This is a genomic window from Burkholderia sp. BCC1644 (genome assembly GCF_902833225.1).
Classification (GTDB): Bacteria; Pseudomonadota; Gammaproteobacteria; order Burkholderiales; family Burkholderiaceae; genus Burkholderia.
Window position 1 is genome coordinate 144,268 of sequence record NZ_CADFEI010000002.1, and the last position, 20,061, is coordinate 164,328.

Below are 20,061 nucleotides of genomic sequence, written 5' to 3' on the forward strand. Positions count from 1 at the left end.
GCACCGCCCCGGCCTCGTGCCGTCAGTCCGCTTCCCGCGCGACGTCCGGCCACAGCAGCGGGTTCGGCGAACTGCGCTGGTAGCCGGCTTCGTTCATCAGCAGGTCGAGCGTGAGACTCGCGAGATCGTCCGCGAGCGGCTCGAACTCGTAGTCCTTGTCCTGATAGCCGATCTTGCGATAGGTCTTGCACTCGTCACACGATTCGGCCTTGACGGCTTCGCTGCCGCCTTCGATCCCGTGATAGGCGATGCCCTTCGTCGAATCGCAGTGCGAGCACTTCGTGCGCACCATGTGCCATTCGGTCGTGCACAGCCCGCATTGCAGGAAACGGTAGCCCTGGTACTGGCCGCCGACCCGCACGACACTCGCGACCGGATGCGTGCCGCACACGGGGCACAGCCCCGGCTGGTCGAGATACGGGACGTCGGCCGGCGCCACGCAGCTGGCGAGATCCGTCCAGACGACCTGCAGCGCGGCCATCAGGAACGGCGCGGTGGCCGGGTCGACTTCGGCGAAGCGCAGCGCGAGGATCGCGTCGGCCTGCGCGTCGAGTTCGGCGGGCGCCATCAGGCGCAGCCGGTCGAGCAGCTTCGCGAGCTGCGGGTTGACGAGCCCGGCGCCTTCGACGCGGTCGAGCAGTTCGTACAGCACGGCACGCCATTGCGGGTTGCGCTCGCCGTCGAGCGCCGGCACGAGCGGCATCGAATGCTGCTGCGCAAGCGCGATCGCTTCCTTCGACGGCAGCGGCAGTTCGAGCGTTTGCAGCGTCGCGTGCTGCGCATCGGCGACGGTGGCCATCAGCCGCAGGTAGCCGCTGATCGGGTTCAGGTCGGCCAGCTTGCGCAGCCGCGCGGCGCGCGCCGAGAACGCGGTGGCGCGCTCCGGCAGGCGAAAGCGCGGAATGGCCGAATGATCGAGTGTCGAGATCTCGGTCGGTTCGAGAATGCGTTGTGTCACAGAAATGTCTTCCAAGGGGTCTGTTTGCGCATGGAACGCGCATGCGTTGCCACGAGAACGGCCGCTCGCGAGGCGCGCGACGCCGCGAATACTGACGTATTCGCAAGGAGCGCAACGCAGCGAGCGGCCGTTCTCGTGGCAACCCCAAATTTTAAAAATACATGCCACGGGAATGCCCGAAATCGCCCGCATGGCGGCGTCGCTCGTCGCTTGTTTGGCTCGGCCAAACGGCGCTCCTCACTTCTTGCCCTGCGAGCGATTTCGGGCATTCGCATGCGCGTTCCATGCGCAAACAGACCCCAAACAAGCGCCGACGGATCGGCGCTCTTCGGGCGGTTCCGAGGGTGGCGGAGCGACGCGCCGCAAGCGGCGTGCCGCTCCGGTGCGTTATTTCACGCTTTCACGGAACCACTTAGGGTGATGCTTGCGGGCCCAGCCCAGCGTGACGGTGCCACGCACCATCGCGCCGATCGAGCCCTTCACCCACAACGCCGCGTAAATGTGCACGATGATGCTCGCGATCAGCACGAAGGCCGCCACGGCATGCACGACAGCGGCCGCGCGGATCACCCCGATCGGGAAGTAGAACGAGAAGTAGCGCCGCCAGATCACGACTCCCGACAGCAGGAGCAGCAGCAGGCACGCCACCAGCGTAAAGAATAGCAGCTTCTGCCCGGCGTTATAGCGCCCGACAGGCGGCAGCTTGTCTTCCTGGTTGGTCAGCACGTCGCCGATCTGCTTCAGCCACTGGCGATCGTCCGCGTCGAGCGCGTTGTGGTGCCAGAAGCGCACCACGAGGATCGCGAACGACACGAACATCACGAGGCCGACGAACGGATGCAGGATCCGCGTCCACTGGCCGCCGCCGAACAGCGCGGTCAGCCAGAACATCGACGGGTGGAACAGCGCGAGCCCGGACAGCGCGAGCAGCACGAACGTGATCGCGGTGATCCAGTGATTCGTGCGCTCGTTCGCCGAGTAGCGGACGATCAGGTTGGGGTCGTCGTGGTTCATTTCGCGTCCTCCTTGATGCGTCGCGCCTCGTCGCGCGCGGCCGATTCCTCTGCGTCGCTCACCTCGTTCGGGCCAACCCGGACATAGTGGAAGAACCCGGCAAGCGCGGTCAGCGCGATGCCGGCAACCGCGAGCGGCTTCGCGATGCCCTTCCACAGCTTCACCATCGGGCTGATCGACGGGTTGTCGGGCAGCCCGTGGTACAGCGAGGGTTTGTCGGCGTGGTGCAGCACGTACATCACGTGCGTGCCGCCGACGCCCTGCGGGTCGTACAGCCCCGCATGCTCGAAGCCGCGCTCCTTCAGGTCCTCGATCCGCTCGGCCGCGTGCTGCTTCATGTCCTCCTTGGTGCCGAACACGATCGCGCCCGTCGGGCAGGTCTTCACGCAGGCCGGTTCCTGGCCGACCGCGACGCGGTCGGAGCAGAGCGTGCACTTGTACGCGCGATGATCCTTCTTCGAGATCCGCGGAACGTTGAACGGGCAACCGGTCACGCAATAGCCGCAACCGATGCAGTTCTCCTCGTGGAAATCGACGATCCCGTTGTTGTACTGCACGATCGCGCCCGGCGACGGACACGCCTTCAGGCAGCCCGGATCCTCGCAGTGCATGCAGCCGTCCTTGCGGATCAGCCACTCGAGGTCGCCCGCCGGGTTCTCGTATTCGGAGAACCGCATGACCGTCCACGAATGCTCGGTCAGGTCGGCCGGGTTGTCGTATACGCCGACGTTGGTGCCGACCTCGTCACGCAGGTCGTTCCACTCCATGCATGCCGTCTGGCATGCCTTGCAGCCGATGCACTTCGATACGTCGATCAGCTTCGCGACGCTCCCGGTCACCGGTTCGCGCACCGTGGGCGGTGGCGTCGTGGTGGCCGAGACGCGCTTGATATCCAGCGATTGCAATGCCATCTCTTTCCCCTTACGCCTTTTCGACCTTCACCAGGAACGACTTGAATTCCGGTGTATAGGAGTTGCCGTCGCCCACGGACGGAGTCAGGGTATTGGCGAGATAGCCGGGCTTCGTCAGACCCTTGAAGCCCCAGTGCAACGGGACGCCGACCGTCTGGACCTTCTTGCCGTCGACCGTCAGCGGCTTGATCCGCTTCGTGACGAGAGCGACCGCGATGATGTAGCCGCGCTTGGACGACACCTTCACGCGCTCGCCATGCGCGACGCCGACTTCCTTCGCGAGGTCTTCGCCGATCTCGACGAATTGCTCGGGCTGGATGATCGAGTTCAGCCGCGCATGCTTGGTCCAGTAATGGAAGTGCTCGGTCAGCCGGTACGTCGTCGCGGCGTGCGGGAACTCCGATGCCTGACCGAACGACGCGCGATCGTCCGGGAACACGCGGGCGGCCGGGTTGTTCAGCGCCAGCGGGTTGTTCGGGTGCAGCGGGTTCGTGCCGATCGGTGTTTCGAACGGCTCGTAGTGCTCGGGGAACGGACCTTCGTTCATCCCCGCGCGCGCGAAGAAGCGCGCGACACCTTCCGGATTCATGATGAACGGCCCCATCCCGTTCTCGGGCGCTTCGTCCGCCTTGAAGTCGGGGATGTCGGCACCCTTCCACGCGCTGCCGTTCCAGCCGATCAGCTTGCGGGTCGGGTCGAACGGCTTGCCGGCGACGTCGCACGATGCACGGTTGTACAGGATCCGCCGGTTCGCCGGCCACGCCCACGCCCAGTTCAGCGTCTGGCCGATGCCGGTCGGGTCGGAGTTGTCGCGCCGTCCCATCTGGTTACCGGCCTGCGTCCATGCGCCGCAGAAGATCCAGCAGCCGCTCGCGGTCGTGCCGTCGTCCTTCAGCTGCGCGAACGCGGCGAGTTGCTCGCCCTTCTTCACGAGCGCCTTGGCCGGATCCTTCGGATCAGGCAGGTCGGCGAGCGCCTTTCCGTTGAACTCCATTGCAAGCTCTTCGGGCGTCGGGCTTTCCGGGTTCGAGTACGGCCAGGTCAGGTTGACGATCGGATCCGGATACTTGCCGCCGTCCTTCTGGTACATCTTGCGCATGCGCAGGAACAGCCCCGACATGATCTCGAGGTCGCTCTTCGCCTCGCCCGGCGGCTCCGCGCCCTTCCAGTGCCACTGCAGCACGCGGCTCGAACTCACGAGCGAGCCGTTTTCCTCCGCGAAGCAGGTGGTCGGCAGACGGAACACCTCGGTCTGGATCTTCGACGCATCGACGTCGTTGTAGTCGCCGTGATGCTTCCAGAATTCGGACGTCTCGGTCGCGAGCGGATCCATGATCACGAGCCACTTCAGCTTCGCGAGGCCCGCCGCCGTCTTCAGCTTCGACGGCGCCGCCGCGAGCGGGTTGAAGCCCTGGCAGATGTAGCCGTTCATCTTGCCGGCATTCATCAGCTCGATCGCCTGCAGCAGGTCGTACTGCTTGTCCAGCTTCGGCAGGTAGTCGTAGGCCCAGTTGTTCTCGGCGGTCGCGGCATCACCCCACCACGACTTCATGAAGCTGACGTGGAAGGCCTTGTAGTTCTTCCAGTAGCTCAACTGGTTCGGCCGCAGCGGCAGTTGCACGCGCTTCTTGATGTAGCCGTCGAAATCCTGCTCGGACTGCATCGGCAGCGTCATGTAGCCCGGCAGCAGGTTCGACATCAGCCCGAGGTCGGTCAACCCCTGGATGTTCGAGTGCCCGCGCAGCGCGTTCATCCCGCCGCCGGCGATGCCGATGTTGCCGAGCAGCAGCTGCACCATCGCGCCGGTGCGGATGATCTGCGCGCCGATCGAGTGGTGGGTCCAGCCGAGCGCGTACAGCACCGTGCCGGCGCGGCCGGGAACGGCCGTGGTCGCGAGCATCTCGCACACCTTCAGGAATTTCTCCTTCGGCGTGCCGCAGACCTGCTGGACCATGTCCGCCGTATAGCGCGCGTAGTGCTGCTTCAGCAGGTTGTACACGCAACGCGGATGCTGCAGCGTCGGGTCGACCTTCACGAAGCCGTCGTCGCCGCGCTCGTAGTCCCAGCTCGATTTGTCGGGGTACGCGTGCTTCTCCGCGTCATAGCCGGAATAGATGCCGTCGTTGAACGCGAAATCCTCGCGCACGATGAACGAGAAGTCCGTGTAGTTCTTCACGTACTCGTGCTGGATCTTGTCGTTCGTCAGCAGATAGTTGATGACGCCGCCCAGGAAGACGATGTCGGTACCGGTGCGGATCGGCGCGTAGTAATCGGCCACCGAGGCCGTACGCGTAAAGCGCGGGTCGACGACGATCAGCCGCGCCTTGCGGTGCGCCTTCGCCTCCGTTACCCACTTGAAACCGCACGGATGGGCCTCGGCTGCATTGCCGCCCATCACGAGAATCACGTCCGCGTTCTTGATGTCGACCCAATGGTTCGTCATCGCTCCACGGCCAAACGTCGGGGCAAGACCTGCCACCGTCGGGCCATGTCAGACACGCGCCTGATTGTCGAATGCGAGCATCCCGAGACTGCGGATGGTCTTGTGCGTCAGGTAGCCGACCTCGTTGCTGCCCGCCGATGCGGCCAGCATGCCGGTCGTCAGCCAGCGGTTGACCTTCGCACCGTCTTCAGCCGTCTCGACGAAGTTCGCGTCGCGGTCGGCCTTCATCAGCTTCGCGATGCGGTCGAGCGCGTCGTTCCACGAGATCGGTTCCCACTTGTCCGAGCCGGGCGCGCGATACTCGGGGTGCGTCAGGCGGTTCGGGCTGTGGATGAAGTCGATCAGGCTCGCGCCCTTCGGGCACAGCGTGCCGCGATTGACGGGATGGTCGGGATCGCCCTCGATGTGGATGATGCTCGGCTGGGCGTTTTTCGCGCCGTCGCCGAGGCTGTACATCAGGATGCCGCAACCCACTGAACAGTAAGGACAGGTGTTGCGCGTTTCGACTGTGCGCGCCAGCTTGTACTGTCGGACTTCGGCGAGCGCTTCGGACGGAGAGAAGCCCATCAGGGCTAGACTCGATCCGGCAAGCGACGTAGCCGTCACCTTCAGGAACTGGCGCCGGGACATTTGTAGCATGGCTGGTCTCGGCGTTATTGTGGGGGTGGGGAAACTGAAAGGAATTATAGACAGTTCGCGCAACTATGTTCGAATCCTCGGATCAATACTGAATTGTCTGATTACCAACGATGATCCGCGTTCCGCGCGCAACCGAACCGTCATGAAACGACAGATCACTTCCGAAGCAACCCGCCTTGCCCAGCAACAGGCCAACTGGGCCCTCAACGCGTTCAAGCGTTTCTCGTCCGACCGCTGCTCCGCGATGGCCGCGGGCATCGCGTTTTTCTCCGCGTTCTCGCTCGCGCCGATGCTCGTGATGGTGATCGCGGTGGCCGGCTGGTTCTACGGCGACGATGCCGCGCGCGGCCAGGTATTCGAGCAGGCGCACCAGCTGATCGGCGACGACGCGGCGGCCAGCATCCAGACGATCGTGCAGAACGCGCACCGCGCGGGCGAGCGCGGCGGCCTGGCCACCCTGATCTCGTTCGCCGCGCTCGCCATCGGCGCGTCGGCCACGTTCGCGTCGCTCAGCGCCGCGCTCAGCGTGATCTGGCCGGCTACCGAGAACCGCTGGTCGAGCATGCTCGGGCTCGTGCGCGTGCGGCTGATCTCGTTCGGGCTCGTGCTCGGCGTCGCGTTCCTGCTGATCGTATCGCTCGTGCTCGACACCGCGATCACGTTCGTCGGCACCTGGCTGCTCGGCAATTCGCCGTATGTGATCGTCACGAACCTCGTGCAGTTCTTCGTCGGCATCGCCGTGCTCGCGGCTGCGTTCGCGTCGTTGATGAAGTTCCTGCCCGATGCGCGCGTCGCGTGGCGCGACGCCGCGGTCGGCGGCGTCGTGTCCGCGATCCTGTTCTCCGGCGGCAAGAAGCTGTTCGCGCTGTACCTCGCGCACGCGGGCACGGCCAGCGCATTCGGCGCGGCCGGATCGTTCGCGGTCCTGCTGATGTGGCTGTACTTCTCCGCGATCGTGCTGCTGCTCGGCGCGGAATTCGCGGCGGCGCGCGGCAACGCGCATCAGCCGGCAGGCGCCGCGCCGGCTGCGTCCGCCCAGCCACGACCCGGCCCCGGCAACGACCGCATGCGCGGCGACTGATTTTCCCTGCCGCAAGCCCCCGGCACACCCGCCCGCCCCTTTGCAACCATGCTGTCCGCCGCGTATTTGCGCGGCGTTGACACGCACCTTGCGTGCCCGCACGGACATTGTCGCAACGGCAAACGTTTGCACACCCCCGTTTCCATGACGGAACCCGGCGAAACCGGCAACCTGCCGTCCGGCGCATCAACTTTTGAAATAATCGCGGCGCAGCAAATGTCAACTATTTCAAAAACAGGAACAGTCGTTGATGTGCTTGATATATATAGACTTTTTCACGCTGTTACCTTTTCGAGACACTTTATTTTTTAAGCTTTCTTGCGTCTATGGCACTGAGCTATTCTCCAATCCGCAACAAATAACGATGAATCACTTGCGTGGAGAAACTCAACGATGAAGAAACTCGCTCTCTCGACCCTCTCGCTCGCCCTGCTGGGCGCCGCTGGTGCTGCCCATGCTCAATCGAGCGTGACGCTGTACGGCGTGATCGACACGTCGATCGCTTGGGTGCACGGCAATGACGGCCAGTCCAACAACTCGGTCCAAATGCTGTCGGGCAACCTGCAAGGTAGCCGCTTCGGCCTGAAGGGTGCAGAAGACCTCGGCGGTGGCCTGAAGGCGATCTTCCAGTTGGAAAACGGTTTTGATCCGGGCACCGGCAAGCTGAACCAGGGTGGTCGCATGTTCGGCCGTCAGGCATTCGTCGGCCTCGAAAGCAGCCAGTACGGCACGCTGACGCTCGGCCGCCAGTACGACCCGCTGGTCGACCTGGTCCAGGCAGTCACGGCTGACAACTACTTCGGCAGCACGTTCGCCACGCCGGGTGACGTCGACAACAACGACAACAGCCTGCGCGTCAGCAACGCAATCAAGTACACGTCGCCGGTGATCGCTGGCTTCCAGGCTGAAGGCATGTACGCCCTCGGCGGCGTCGCAGGCAAGACGGGCGCAGGCCAGACGTGGTCGGTCGCAGCTGCCTACAACAACGGCCCGGTCGGCGTTGCGGCAGGCTACTTCTACGCGAACAACCCGTCGCCGACGACCGCCGGCCTCCGTTCGGGCTGGGGTTCGACGACGTCGGACAACATCGTCGACGGCCCGATCAACTCGGGTTACGTGACGGCGAAGTCGATCGCGATCGCACAGGTTGCAGGTCAGTACGTGATCGGCCCGGTCACGGTCGGCCTCGGCTACAGCAACGCGCAATACAAGCCGGACGCATCGTCGGGCTTCGGTTCGACCGAGAAGTACAACACGGGCCGCGGCTTCGTGACGTACCAGGTCACGGCACCGCTGCTGCTGGGTCTCGGCTACTCGTACACGAAGTCGAGCGGCGACACGACCGCGAAGTACCACCAGGTTTCGCTGGGCGCGGACTACTCGCTGTCGAAGCGCACGGACGTCTACCTGGTCGGCGCATACCAGCACGCCAGCGGCACGCAGCTCGTCGACGGCGTTCAACAGAACGCGCAAGCTTCGATCGGCTCGTACGGCTTCGCCGGCAAGAGCTCGGCCGAAATGGTCGCGCTCGGCCTGCGTCACAAGTTCTAAGAAGTACGTTTCCGGCGTGCATGGCGTCTCCGACGCCTTGCCGCCGACCTGGAAAGCCAGTCCCGGTTTCGGCCGCGACTGGCTTTTTTTTCGTCCGTCTCCCGCGTGCCGGCGGCGCCTGCACGGGCCGGCACCCCGAACCCAAGCCCGATGCATGCCGACCGCACGGCAGCGGCGCCTGGCGGCTGCAAAGCGCCGGGAACACCGTTTGCGGATAGCCGCGCAGGTCGCCATCCGTTAGCCGAGCGACTAGTATCCCCACTGCCGGCCCCGCTCGTCCGGTGCGATGGCGATGTGCCGCGGCGTGTCGATTTCGGCAACCGTCGTCCGTCGTATCGATGGCGGCCCGGGTTCGCACGTCGCCCCATTCACACAGGAGATGCGTCATGACGATTCAGAAGATCACGCCTTTTCTCTGGTATTCGACGGAAGCCGAAGAAGCAGCGGCCTTCTACGCAGGCATCTTTCCGGATTCGCGCGTCGTGCGCGTCACGGCGGTGCCCGGCACCGACGGCACGCGAATGGTCGAATTCGAGCTGTTCGGCCAGCCGTTCTTCGCGATGAGCCACCCGCGCACGGAGACGTTCAATCATGCGATCTCGCTGCTGGTCAGTTGCGCCAGCCAGGCGGAACTCGACCGCTACTGGAACGCGCTGCTCGACAACGGCGGCACGGCCGACGCCTGCGGATGGCTGAGGGACCGCTATGGCGTGTCGTGGCAGATCGTTCCGGAAGCGCTCATCCCGATGATGACCGACCGCGACCCGGTCAAGGCGGCGCGCGTGGCCGCGGCGATGATGCAGATGGTCAAGTTCGACGACGCCGCACTGAAGGCCGCCTTCGCGGGCACGGCGGGCTGACGACGCACGTCGCGCTGCGCATGCATGACCGCGCGCCGATCACGCGCCCGGTATCCGCCGCTACGCCCGCAGCATCGATTCGACGGTTCGCCGCGCGTAGCCGATGAAGGCGGCGAGCGGCTCGCCGGACAGGATTGCCGCGCCCGCGTCGCCATCCAGATAGGCGTCGCGCGCGGCTGCCACCACCGGCCGATGCGCGTGAGGCAGACGCGCCAGCACCCATGCCGCGGCGACGTCCTTGGGTGCAATCGTGCCGGTCGCGGCGCTGTACCAGATGCGCGCGAGCGCGAGCACCACGTTGCACTCGTCGCCGCGCCAGTCCGGTTCGGCGTTCCATTGCGCAACGGTCGCGAGCAGCGCGACGACGAAATCGCGCGCGGGCACCGGCTCGAACAGCGCGGACGCAGGCAGCCCGAACAACGCGATGCTGTGCTGCCGCGCCTTCGTCAACAGGATGGCCAGATCGTGATCGACGAGCGGCGGTTCGACGATGCCCACCTCGAGATCGCGGCGCAGCCACTCGCCGAACTGCAGTTCGCGCCGCGCCGGATGACGCCACGGCATCACGTCGCCGTGCGCGACGACGGTGATCTCCAGTGCGCGCATGCCGCCTGCACCACCCGGCGGCGCCGACACGGCGAGCAGATCGCGCATCAACGCATGCCGCACCGCTTCGTCGGGTCGCGCCGTCACCGTCACCAGCAAGTCGATGTCGCTGCGCGGTTTCAATCCGCCGTCGAGCGCCGATCCGAACAGGTGGATGGCTTCCAGCGTCGCGCCGAAATGCCGCTCGATTGCAGTGCGTGCGGCAGCGACCTGTACGGCGATTTCGTCCGGGATGAATTCAGTCACGACGGCGGGCCTTGCGATGAACAGGCAACGGGCGTCGCGGGCGCGACGCGTGCGCCGGGCTGCGGCGGAACCGCGTCCCGCGCAACTGCGGTTTGCAGTTCACCGTTCGGCATCGCGCATGGACGGCATGCGATGCGTTGCACCTCGCGCGTCGTGCTGCCCAGCGTCGCCGCACTGCCGCTTCGCTGCCGCGCGATTTGCGCGGCGCAATAAAAATCCCCGCACGCTTTCGCGTACGGGGATCGCAGGACTCCGCAACGGCTGCCGACATGTATTCGGCAGTCGTTGCGCGGCATTACGCTGCCGCGTCCTTCAGCTTCTTCAGCGCACGTGCCTTCACGCGCACGCTGGCCGGCTTCGCCGGGAACCAACGCTCTTCGCCCGAGAACGGATCCTTGCCGAAGCGCTTCTTCTTCGCCGGCACGACTTGTGCCGTGATCTTCAGCAGACCCGGCAGCGTGAATTCGCCTGCGCCCTTCTTGTGGACCGAGCCCAGCACGACGTTCTCGAGTGCGGCGAGCACTGCCTTGACCGCCTTCACTTCGACAGCTGCGCGCTCAGCGATGTGCGTTGCGAGCGATGCCTTCGTGAACTTGTCCTTCAGCGGCGTCGGAGCAGCCGGTGCTGCCTTCGCGACAGCCTTCTTGGCCACTACTTTCTTCGCGGGCGCAGCCTTTTTTGCAGCCACTTTCTTGGTGGCCGGTGCGGCAGCCTTCTTGGCCACCTTTTTTGCGGAAGTCGCCATGTTTCTCCTACCAGGTGTGGTCGTTGGATACACGAAGCGTGCAACGCGCGCGCTTCAACGCCGGATTCTACAAGCGCCTTGACGCTTCGTGCAGTACTTTTATGCGTTTTCGCGGGGTTTCCCGCAGGTTTTGTTGCGCGCGACCGACTTCATCGGCGCTTGAGGGTCTGTTTACGCATGGAACGTACATGCGTTGCCACGAGAACGGCCGCTCGCAAGGCGCGCGACGCAGCGAATACTGGACGTATTCGCAAGGAGCGCAACGCAGCGAGCGGCCGTTCTCGTGGCAACCCCAAATTTTAAAAATACATTCCACGGGAATGCCCGAAATCGCGCGCATGGCGGCGTCGCTCGTCGCTTGTTTGGCTCGGCCAAACGGCGCTCCTCACTCCTTGCCCTGCGCGCGATTTCGGGCATTCGCATGTGCGTTCCATGCGTAAACAGACCCTCACATCGAAAAACGCCTTTACGTACGCGTCCAAACGAGCCCGAACGCGAATTACGTTCGATATTTGCGCACCTATACTGGGCTCGCTCAATGCCCGGATGCCTCCATGCGCGAAGCCAGATACGTCAAAGGACTCGACGGCCTGCGAGCCCTCGCCGTCATCCTCGTTTTCCTGTCCCACAAGGGCCACGTCCTTGCCGTCGACGTCGGCAAGCTTGGTGTGTGGACGTTTTTCCTCATCAGCGGATTCCTGATCGTCGGCGAACTGCATCGCAACCGCCAGGCCGTCGAGTGCGGCACCATGACGCGCCGCCACGCGTTCGCGCTGTTCCTCGCGAAGCGCGCGCTGCGGATCTTTCCCGTGTACTACCTGCTGCTCGCCGCGCTCGCGATCGCGCACGCGCTGTTCTACCAGCGCGGCGTCAACCTCGGGCTCGCGTGGCATGCGGTGTTCCTGTCGAACTACTGGATCGGCGTCGTAAAGGACGGCTGGCCGGGCTCCACGTCGCACTTCTGGAGCCTCGCGGTTGAACAGCAGTTCTATCTGATCGCACCGCTCGCGCTGCTCGCGGTGCCTGCCGCACGACACGTCGCGCTCGGCATCGCGGCCGTCGCGCTGTGCGCGATCGCGCATCTCGCGCTCTACCTGTCCGATGCATCGCCGGTACTGATCTACGCGTTTTCCCCGTGGAATTTCGCACTGATCGCGCTCGGCGGCGTCGGCGCGATGGCGCTCGCCGATCGCGGTGCGGCCGCCGTGCGACGCGTTCCGCCCGGCTGGCTCGGCGCGGCAGGCGTCGTGTTCTTCCTCGCGCTGCCTGCGTGCACGACGCTGCCCGACGCGGTCGCGGGGCTCGCGGATCTCGGCCTGTCCGCGTCGCTCGGCGCACTGATGCTGTGGATCGTCAGCGAACCCGAGCATCCGGTCGTCGCGCTGCTCGACTGGGGCCCGCTCGTCTATCTCGGCACGATCAGCTACGGCTTCTACCTGTTCCACAACCTGATTCCGACGCGCTTCGGCATGCTGCCCGCATCCTTCGCGCATGTGCCGATGCCGGAATTCGTCGGCGAAGCGCTGCCCGAGATGCTGCAATTCGCGCTCGCCGTCCTGCTTGCGCACCTGTCCTGGCGCTATCTCGAAAAGCGGCTGCTCGACTTCAAGAAACCGATCGCCACGATGCTCGCCCGGCACTTCGCCACGCAGCCGAGCACGTCGTCGCCGCGCTGAGCGTCACGCAGACGCGCACCCGACCCAAAGGAAAGGCGACACGCTCTTCGCGCTGCCCGGCGAGCGGCGCGACTGCATCGCGCGACGCCGGCGGGCCCGGCGCCGGCACGCACGCCAACGTACATCAACGCACGTCACGCCAACGAAACCGCCGATGCACTCGCCCCGGCCAGCGCTTCGGCACCGGTTTCACGCGCAACACGCCGCCTCACCCGGCACCCCGCCCAACGCTCGAATCCGGCGCGAAACAGCGGCTGCGCGCACCACGATCGCGCACGCGCGGATGCAAAAAAGCCCCGGCGCCTGAGCGGCCGGGGCCAACGGAACAACCACCACCTGAAACAACGGAGCGCGCAGCTGCTTATGCGACGGCAGCCAGCGCGGGCAGGCAGGTACGCAGGTATGCCTCGAACTCGCGGCTCACTTCCGGATGCTGGAGCGCGAGCTCGACGGTTGCCTTGAGATAGCCGATCTTGCTGCCGCAGTCGAAGCGCGTGCCGAAGTAGCGATACGCGAGCACCTGCTCGTTCGCGAGCAGCGACTGGACCGCATCGGTCAGCTGCAGTTCGCCACCAGCGCCCGGCTTGAGCTTGCGCAGATGATCGAAGATCGTCGGCATGAACACGTAGCGGCCGACCACGCCGAGATTCGACGGCGCATCTTCGGGCGCCGGCTTCTCGATGATGCCCGACAGCTTGATGACGTCCTCTTCCCATTCGCGGCCTTCGACGACGCCGTACGAGCGGCTGTCCTCGCGCGCGATCGTCTCGACGCCGATCACCGAGCTGTGATAGTGGTCGAACACGTCGACGAGCTGCTTGAGCACCGGCTGCTCGCCGTGCAGCAAGTCGTCGGCGAGGATCACCGCGAACGGCTCGCCGTGCACGAGCTTCTCCGCGCACAGCACCGCATGGCCGAGGCCGAGCGCTTCCGGCTGGCGCACGTAGAAGCAGTTGACGTTGCTCGGCTTGATGCCGCGCACGAGTTCCAGCAGCTTTTCCTTGCCGCGCGCCTCGAGTTCGGCCTCGATCTCGTACGACTTGTCGAAGTGATCCTCGATCGCACGCTTGCTGCGCCCGGTGACGAAGATCATCTCGGTGATACCGGCGTTGATCGCTTCCTCGACCGCGTACTGAATCAGCGGCTTGTCGACGACGGGCAACATCTCCTTCGGGCTCGCCTTCGTTGCCGGGAGGAACCGCGTGCCGAGACCGGCAACGGGGAACACGGCCTTGGTGACTTTCAACATGTTCGCATCCTGATTGCGTTGACTGCGCCGCGTCGACCAGCGACCCGGCGCGATTGTGTTCCGAACGGCATATCGAGAATCGACGGTACTGCCAATTCCACTCCGCTCATTATCGATATGGACGATTGCCCAATGATTCCGAAAAAAATATAATCCCTTCCATTCGGTCGATATTGCCGGACCGAGTGCCGAGGCAGAAACAAATTACCGATTTTCCGGATACAAATTCTTACGATTCGAATTCCTCGATATAGGGCACGCCGCCCCGTTCGAGACCCGGGCGAATCGGTTCGTTCTTCAGCGCCTCGCGGTACGCCGACAGCACGGCCATGACCAGCAGTACTGCAGCGCTCGCGATCCAATGCATGTCCATCTTGCCGCTCCTTGCATCAATCAACTGGAGCTTCAAACTATCAGAAAAAAATCGGTAAATAATTGACGCGCCCGCGGAACCGCTTTCAGACCGGAATAAACCCATCATGTGGAATACCGTTATTTCCGGGTGAGATTTTTTTATTCATTGATCGAATTCTTGCGCATTACGATTGGATGAAACATCCCCTCCATCCGTCGCAAGGAATCGAATCGCATGCAAGCTTTCAGCGGATCGTCTCTGACCGCGCCGCCCGTCGCCGATCACAAGGAACACGTGATCGACGCGATGCGCGGCTTCGCGGCGCTGCTCGTCGCCTATTTCCACTGCCGGCAGGTCGTCTGGGTCGGCATGCAGAGCTTCCATCAGGCTTACGGTCATGCGCTGAACCCGAGCGTGATCGCCGGCTACCTGACCTTCCCGTTCGCGTGGGGCTCCGCCGGCGTGCCGATCTTCTTCGTGATCAGCGGCTACTGCATCCACCGCAACGCGGCGCTCAAGCTCGCGGCCAATCCCGCGTACCGGCTCGACGCGCCGAACTTCTGGGTGCGCCGGTTCGCGCGCATCTACCCGGTGCTGCTCGCCGCGCTGCTGTTCACGCTCGCGCTCGACTCGGTCAGCCTGCAGATCGAGCCCGTCAGCCACAAGATCCGCGACGTCGGCATCGTCGCGTTCCTCGTGAACCTGTTCTCGCTGCAAGGCATGGCCGGCTACACGTACGGGTCGAACGGCGCGCTGTGGACGCTGTCGCTCGAGGTGCAGTTCTACGCGATCTACCCGCTGCTGTTCGCGCTGCGCCGGCGCATCGGCATGCCGGCCGTCGTGGCCGCGATCGCGCTCGTCAACGTCGCGTCGGCGTGGCTGCTCGAGCGGCACGACCTGCAGTTCTTCACGTCGTACTGGCTGTCCTGGACGATCGGCGCGTGGATCGCCGACGTGCGTGCGCAGCAGGCGCGCGGCGCGGCCGCCCCCGTGCCGTCGCGTGCGTGGTACGTCGCGGCCGCCGTGCTGCTGGCCGCCGGCTGCGGCGCGTTCCATTTCGGCCAGTACGGTGCATTCCAGCTGTGGTCGGCCGGCTTCGCGTGCTTCCTGTACCGTGCGCTCGCCCGCCCGCCGCGCCCGACGCCGCCGCTGCGCGTGCTGAGCTGGTTCGGCGACTTCAGCTACTCGCTGTACCTCGTCCACCTGCCGCTGTTCGTCTGCCTCGGCTCGGTGCTGTTCCACTCCGAACTGCAACTGTCGATCTGGCCGTCGCTCGCGTTCATGGCCGCCGCGATCCCCGTCGCGTACCTGTTCTACCGGATGTTCGAACGGCCGGCGATGATGTGGTCGGCCAGCTTCAAGCCGGCGCGCCCGGCTCGCGTCGTCGCGCCGGCGCCCGAACGGGCCGTCTGACGCGATCGGCAGGGTGTCGAAGCCCCCGTGCGGTGTTGGCCGTGCGGGGGCTTTTTCATGGCCTGCACGCGGTTGCATGCCGGGTTGCGCGGGGATGCGCAGCCCGCTGCCGTCCGACGGCGCTACGGCCCGCGTGGGCCGCCTCCGGCCGGTTTCCGCCATGTGGCTGCCCCGGCGCGGGTTGTCGCTTCACGATCGCCATCGAAACGCGACCGGTCGATCTCGCACCGCACACCTCGCACCGCACACACCGCCCGCACCGCGCGAACCGCCCTGCCTGCCATTCGCCCGACAAACCAGGCACCCTGAAAAGCAAAGCCCCCACGCGGCGCTTCGCCGCGTGAGGGCTCGTTTCCCGCCGGCGCACGCCGGCGACGGCTACTGCTTCCTGGCCTTCGCGGCCTTCGCCGTATCCGAGAGGATCTTCTCGACGCGCTCCACATAGGTCTCGGTGCCGAACCGTCGCACCGCCGTCGCGCGCCCGCTCGCGACGAGCCGCTCGCGCAGCGCACCGTCGCGCTTCAGCGCATCCAGCGCGTTGGCCAGCGCGGTCGCATCGCCCGGCTCGCAGAGCAGCCCGTTGTCGCCGTCCTCGATGATCTCGACGACGCCGCCCGCGCGGGCCGCAACGACCGGCCGGCGCGCGAGCATCCCTTCGACGATCACGCGCCCGAACGGCTCCGGCGTGATCGACGTATGCGCGACGACGTCGACCGCCGTCATGCAGGCGGCCACGTCGCGCTGGAACCCGAGGAAATGCACGCGGTCGTCCATCCCGTGTCGCGCGACGTACTCGTGCAGCTGCGCCGCGTATTCGTCCTCGCCGAACAGCGGCGCGCCGACCAGCACCACGTGCATGTCGGGATGCCGTGCAGCCGCCTCCAGCAGCACGTGCTGCCCCTTCCAGCGTGCGAGACGGCTGAACGAACCGACGAGCCACGCGTGCTCGGGCAACCCGAGGCGCGCGCGCAGCGCGGCCTGGCTGACGCCTTCCAGCGCATCGAACGGCTCGGCCGAAATGCCGTTGAACACGACGTCGACGTGCTGCGGCGTGAAGCCCGTCAGCGTACGGAACGCCTGCGCGGATGCGTCGGAGTTCGCGATCACGCGCGTGACGCCAAACCGCGCGCAGTACTTGATCGCGAGCAACTGCTTGCTGCCGAAATGGTCGGTGCTGACGATGTCGCGCAGATGCCAGACCACCGGCTTGCGCGCGAGCCGCCCGGCCAGCGCGGCGACCACCATCGCGCGCTGCGTGTTCGCGTAGATCACTTCGGCACGGCGTGCGCGGCGCGCGACATCGCGCACCAGCCGCACGAGCTGCTTCACCGCGCCGAGCGACACGCCGCCCTGCTTGCGCACACCCGCCAGCGCGCCCTGGTCGACCACGTCGACGCGCGCGCCGATCTCGTCGAGCGCCGCGCGGAACGGGCCGTCGTCGAACAGCAGCACGTCGGCGTTCGCGCGCATGTGCTTCATGATCTCGAGCAGCGACAGCTCGGCGCCGCCGAGCACACCGCTCTGGTCGAGCACGAGCGTCGCGGGACCGCGCGCGGCCGGCATCGGCGCGATCGCCGTGCCGCGCTGCGCGGTCGAGCCGGGCAGCGCGGCCTCTACATAATCGAGGAAGCGCCGCCGGAACGTATCGGCGGAAAACCGCTCCGCGTTCGTACGGCAGGCAGTCGGCGTGAAGCGCTGCGGCGCGCGTTCGAAATCGTCGACGGCTGCGACGATCGCGTGCGGCGTCTGTTCGTCGAAGAACAGCCCGGTCGGGTTCAGGTCCGATTGCGGGTCGAGCACGGTTTCGAGCGCACCGCCCTTGCCGTAGGCGATCACCGGCGTGCCGCAGGCCTGCGCCTCGACGACCGAGATCCCGAAATCCTCCTCGGCCGCGAACACGAACGCCTTCGCGCGTCGCATCCGGTCGTGCAGCACCGCGAACGGCTGATAGCCCATGATCTCGACGTTCGGGCCGGCCTTCGCGCGGATCTTCTGCATCTCGGGGCCGTCGCCGATCACGACGAGCTTGCGCTCGGGCGTCTTCGAGAACGCCTCGACGATCAGGTCGATCTTCTTGTACGGCACCATCCGCGACGCGGTCAGGTAGAAATCGTCCTTCTCGGCGTTCAGCGAAAACGCGTCGACGTCGACCGGCGGGAAGATCACCGCCGCGTCGCGGTGGTAGACCTTCTTGATGCGCCGCGCGATGAACGCGGAGTTCGCGACGAAACCGTCCACCGCGTTCGCGGTGCGCGTGTCCCAGTTGCGGATGTAGTGCAGGATCATCCGCGCGAGCAGCGATTTCGGCCCGCGCGTGAGGTTCGACTGTTCCAGATACTGGTGCTGCAGATCCCACGCATAGCGGATCGGCGAATGCACGTAGCTGATGTGCACCTGGTCCGGCCCCGTCAGCACGCCCTTCGCGACCGCATGGCTGCTCGAGATCACGAGGTCGTACTCGGACACGTCGAGCTGCTCGATCGCGAGCGGCATCAGTGGCAGGTAACTGCGGTACTTGGTACGCGCGAACGGCAGCTTCTGGATGAACGACGTCGTCACCGGCTTGCCGCGCACGAACGCGCGGTCGTCGAGGAAATCGACGAGGCTGAACAGGTCGGCGTCGGGAAAGCACGCGACGATCTGCTCGAGCACGCGCTCGGCACCGGCATAGGTGACGAGCCAGTCGTGGACGATCGCCACGCGCAGCGCGCGCGACGGCTGCCGCGCGCTGGCGCGCCCGGCCGGTACGGGCCGGCGCAGCGCGGCGAGATCGCCGGCTTCGGCCGCGGCGGCATCGGCCGTGGCGAGATTCAATACGGCGTGTTCCGCCAGATCGCGATTCATATGGTTTTCCTCGCATTGAGACGGACAAACAGGTCGCGCACGAGTGCGCGCAGCCCCGGCGTCATCGTGAACGACCACGCGACGTTCAGTACGAGCACGATCGCGCACATGCCGATCGACTCGCCGAGCCCCGGCCATGCCTGCGCCAGGAACAGGCTCGCCAGCAGGAACGCGAGGTGCGCGAGCATGTCGAGCACGATCGCGCGCATCCGGATCGCCGACAGGTACAGCAGCACGCCGTAGTCGACGAACGCGCGCGCCGCGACGACCACCGCCGCGCCGACCAGTCCGAAGTGATGGATGCCGAACCACAGGCCGCCGACGAAGAACGGCATCTGGACGAGCCCGGCAAACGCCGCGCGGGCCGGATTGACCTGCGACTGGATCAGGATCCGCGTGACGCTCGCCTGCCCGACGAGCCACACGCTGATCACCAGCACGCGGCCGACCGGCGCCGAATGCGCGGCGAGATCCGGGCCGACCCACAGCGTGAGGAACGGCGCGAGCGCGAAGATCGCGACGATGCCGACCGGCGTGAACACGCCGTTCAGGAATTCGAGCGACTGGCGCGCGAGCGTGTCCGCGTGGTCGCGGCCCACTGCCGACAGGCGCGGGAACAGCGTGCGCACGAGCGCGTTCGGCAGCATGTTCAGGCGCGTGACGAGGTTCTGCGGCACCGTGTAGTAGGTCACGAACTTCGCCCCCATGCCGGCGCCGAGCATCACGCGGTCGAGCGTGTCGGCGATCATGCTCGTGGTGCTCGCGATCAGCATCCAGCCGCCGAAGTTGAACAGCCCTTTCGCGGTGCCCCACTGCGGCGGATCGATGCGCCGGATCCCGAGCACCTTGATGCTGGCGTGGCCGAGCATCACCGCCGCGATCAGGCGCGCGACGACGGCCGCGGCAAGCACCGTCTGCAGGTTCGGCGCGATCCACCATGCGGCGGCGAGCGGCAGCAACTGGAACAGGAACGTGCCGATCGTCTGGTTCGTGTTGAACACGCCGAACCGCTCGGCGCCGTTGATCGCGCCGGCGAACACCCACGACACGTTCGCGAGCGGAATCGCGAGCGCGAGCCACGGCAGCGCGAGATACACCTCGTGCTGCATCGCCGCCGAGACCTTCGTGAAATACGCGGTGTAGATGAACGCGCCGAAATAGATCAGCAGCCCGCCCACGATGCCGGTGCCGAGGTTCAGCCAGAACGCGCTCCAGAACACGCGTGCGCTTTCGTCGGCGTTGCCGCTCGCGAGCGCCTTCGAGATGTGGTTCTGCGCGGCCATGCTCATCCCGAGATCGAGGATCCCGAAATAGCCGATCAGCGTCCACACGAGGCTGACGACGCCATAGCGCTCGACGCCGAGCGCGTGGATATAGGCGGGCACCGTCACCAGCGACACGAAGGTCGGCAGGATCAGCCCGACGAAGTTGATCGAAACGTTCTTGAGTATGCCTTTGTCCATGCTTCTG

Annotated in this window: 15 protein-coding genes; 5 read left to right on the forward strand and 10 right to left on the reverse strand. The window is 65.6% G+C overall.

Going from position 1 to position 20,061, the window contains the following annotated elements; all coding sequences use genetic code 11:
* Positions 1-22: 22 nt before the first annotated feature.
* The 4 genes from fdhE to fdnG form a co-directional block, all read right to left on the reverse strand.
* Positions 23-958: a formate dehydrogenase accessory protein FdhE gene (fdhE, locus tag HWX87_RS03990; RefSeq protein WP_176045900.1), complete on the reverse strand. Its 936-nt coding sequence runs from the start codon at positions 956-958 to the stop codon at positions 23-25.
* A 387-nt stretch (positions 959-1,345) separates the two neighbouring features.
* Entirely contained in the window at positions 1,346-1,972 is a 627-nt protein-coding gene (locus tag HWX87_RS03995; RefSeq protein ID WP_011355693.1) for a formate dehydrogenase subunit gamma, read from the reverse strand.
* Positions 1,969-2,883, reverse strand: coding sequence for a formate dehydrogenase subunit beta (fdxH, locus tag HWX87_RS04000; RefSeq protein ID WP_059237213.1), 915 nt, complete (start codon positions 2,881-2,883; stop codon positions 1,969-1,971). Before fdxH ends, HWX87_RS03995 begins: the two co-directional genes overlap by 4 nt.
* 10 nt (positions 2,884-2,893) lie before the next feature.
* Positions 2,894-5,965 (reverse strand): formate dehydrogenase-N subunit alpha, encoded by a 3,072-nt coding sequence (fdnG, locus tag HWX87_RS04005; RefSeq protein WP_176045901.1) that lies wholly within the window; start codon positions 5,963-5,965, stop codon positions 2,894-2,896.
* 142 nt (positions 5,966-6,107) lie between these two features.
* On the opposite strand from fdnG, the gene HWX87_RS04010 reads away from it, so the two are divergent.
* The 3 genes from HWX87_RS04010 (at position 6,108) to HWX87_RS04020 (ending at position 9,457) form a co-directional block, all read left to right on the forward strand.
* On the forward strand, positions 6,108-7,046 hold the full coding sequence (locus HWX87_RS04010; protein WP_176045902.1) for a YihY/virulence factor BrkB family protein: 939 nt from the start codon (positions 6,108-6,110) through the stop codon (positions 7,044-7,046).
* A gap of 393 nt (positions 7,047-7,439) precedes the next feature.
* Positions 7,440-8,597 carry a porin gene (locus HWX87_RS04015; protein ID WP_176045903.1) on the forward strand — a complete coding sequence of 386 codons (1,158 nt, stop codon included), beginning with the start codon at positions 7,440-7,442 and terminating at the stop codon, positions 8,595-8,597.
* Positions 8,598-8,983: 386 nt separating this feature from the next.
* Entirely contained in the window at positions 8,984-9,457 is a 474-nt protein-coding gene (locus tag HWX87_RS04020; protein ID WP_176045904.1) for a VOC family protein, read from the forward strand.
* Positions 9,458-9,517: 60 nt separating this feature from the next.
* On the opposite strand, the gene HWX87_RS04025 is transcribed toward HWX87_RS04020, so the two are convergent.
* Positions 9,518-10,309 (reverse strand): AadA family aminoglycoside 3''-O-nucleotidyltransferase, encoded by a 792-nt coding sequence (locus HWX87_RS04025; RefSeq protein WP_176045905.1) that lies wholly within the window; start codon positions 10,307-10,309, stop codon positions 9,518-9,520.
* Positions 10,310-10,604: 295 nt separating this feature from the next.
* Positions 10,605-11,054, reverse strand: a complete 450-nt coding sequence (locus tag HWX87_RS04030) for an HU family DNA-binding protein (protein ID WP_034185832.1) — start codon at positions 11,052-11,054, stop codon at positions 10,605-10,607.
* A 554-nt stretch (positions 11,055-11,608) separates the two neighbouring features.
* On the opposite strand from HWX87_RS04030, the gene HWX87_RS04035 reads away from it, so the two are divergent.
* Positions 11,609-12,730, forward strand: a complete 1,122-nt coding sequence (locus HWX87_RS04035; protein ID WP_176045906.1) for an acyltransferase — start codon at positions 11,609-11,611, stop codon at positions 12,728-12,730.
* Positions 12,731-13,091: 361 nt separating this feature from the next.
* On the opposite strand, the gene galU is transcribed toward HWX87_RS04035, so the two are convergent.
* Positions 13,092-13,979, reverse strand: a complete 888-nt coding sequence (gene galU, locus HWX87_RS04040) for a UTP--glucose-1-phosphate uridylyltransferase GalU (RefSeq protein WP_034185830.1) — start codon at positions 13,977-13,979, stop codon at positions 13,092-13,094.
* 229 nt (positions 13,980-14,208) lie between these two features.
* A complete protein-coding gene (locus HWX87_RS04045) occupies positions 14,209-14,352 on the reverse strand; it encodes a hypothetical protein (RefSeq protein WP_006479318.1) in 144 nt (47 codons plus the stop codon).
* A 216-nt stretch (positions 14,353-14,568) separates the two neighbouring features.
* Between HWX87_RS04045 and HWX87_RS04050 the strand changes: the two genes are divergently transcribed.
* Positions 14,569-15,747, forward strand: coding sequence for an acyltransferase (locus HWX87_RS04050; protein ID WP_176045907.1), 1,179 nt, complete (start codon positions 14,569-14,571; stop codon positions 15,745-15,747).
* Between the two features lie 378 nt (positions 15,748-16,125).
* Here HWX87_RS04050 and HWX87_RS04055 read toward each other — a convergent pair whose 3' ends face one another.
* Together HWX87_RS04055 and HWX87_RS04060 are read right to left on the reverse strand one after the other, a co-directional pair.
* Entirely contained in the window at positions 16,126-18,591 is a 2,466-nt protein-coding gene (locus HWX87_RS04055; RefSeq protein WP_176045908.1) for a glycosyltransferase family 4 protein, read from the reverse strand.
* On the reverse strand, positions 18,588-20,054 hold the full coding sequence (locus HWX87_RS04060; RefSeq protein WP_176045909.1) for a flippase: 1,467 nt from the start codon (positions 20,052-20,054) through the stop codon (positions 18,588-18,590). The genes HWX87_RS04055 and HWX87_RS04060 overlap by 4 nt, the downstream gene beginning before the upstream one ends.
* Positions 20,055-20,061 lie beyond the last annotated feature (7 nt).

Excerpts from the sequence above, each read along its gene's own strand:
- HWX87_RS03995 (WP_011355693.1), bottom strand. The coding sequence starts at position 1,972 with ATGAACCACGACGACCCCAACCTGATCGTCCGCTACTCGGCGAACGAG.
- HWX87_RS04050 (WP_176045907.1), top strand. The coding sequence starts at position 14,569 with ATGCAAGCTTTCAGCGGATCGTCTCTGACCGCGCCGCCCGTCGCCGAT.
- HWX87_RS04060 (WP_176045909.1), bottom strand. The coding sequence starts at position 20,054 with ATGGACAAAGGCATACTCAAGAACGTTTCGATCAACTTCGTCGGGCTG.
- HWX87_RS04020 (WP_176045904.1), top strand. The coding sequence starts at position 8,984 with ATGACGATTCAGAAGATCACGCCTTTTCTCTGGTATTCGACGGAAGCC.
- HWX87_RS04045 (WP_006479318.1), bottom strand. The coding sequence starts at position 14,352 with ATGGACATGCATTGGATCGCGAGCGCTGCAGTACTGCTGGTCATGGCC.
- HWX87_RS04035 (WP_176045906.1), top strand. The coding sequence starts at position 11,609 with ATGCGCGAAGCCAGATACGTCAAAGGACTCGACGGCCTGCGAGCCCTC.
- galU (WP_034185830.1), bottom strand. The coding sequence starts at position 13,979 with ATGTTGAAAGTCACCAAGGCCGTGTTCCCCGTTGCCGGTCTCGGCACG.
- HWX87_RS04055 (WP_176045908.1), bottom strand. The coding sequence starts at position 18,591 with ATGAATCGCGATCTGGCGGAACACGCCGTATTGAATCTCGCCACGGCC.
- HWX87_RS04015 (WP_176045903.1), top strand. The coding sequence starts at position 7,440 with ATGAAGAAACTCGCTCTCTCGACCCTCTCGCTCGCCCTGCTGGGCGCC.
- HWX87_RS04010 (WP_176045902.1), top strand. The coding sequence starts at position 6,108 with ATGAAACGACAGATCACTTCCGAAGCAACCCGCCTTGCCCAGCAACAG.
- HWX87_RS04030 (WP_034185832.1), bottom strand. The coding sequence starts at position 11,054 with ATGGCGACTTCCGCAAAAAAGGTGGCCAAGAAGGCTGCCGCACCGGCC.
- fdxH (WP_059237213.1), bottom strand. The coding sequence starts at position 2,883 with ATGGCATTGCAATCGCTGGATATCAAGCGCGTCTCGGCCACCACGACG.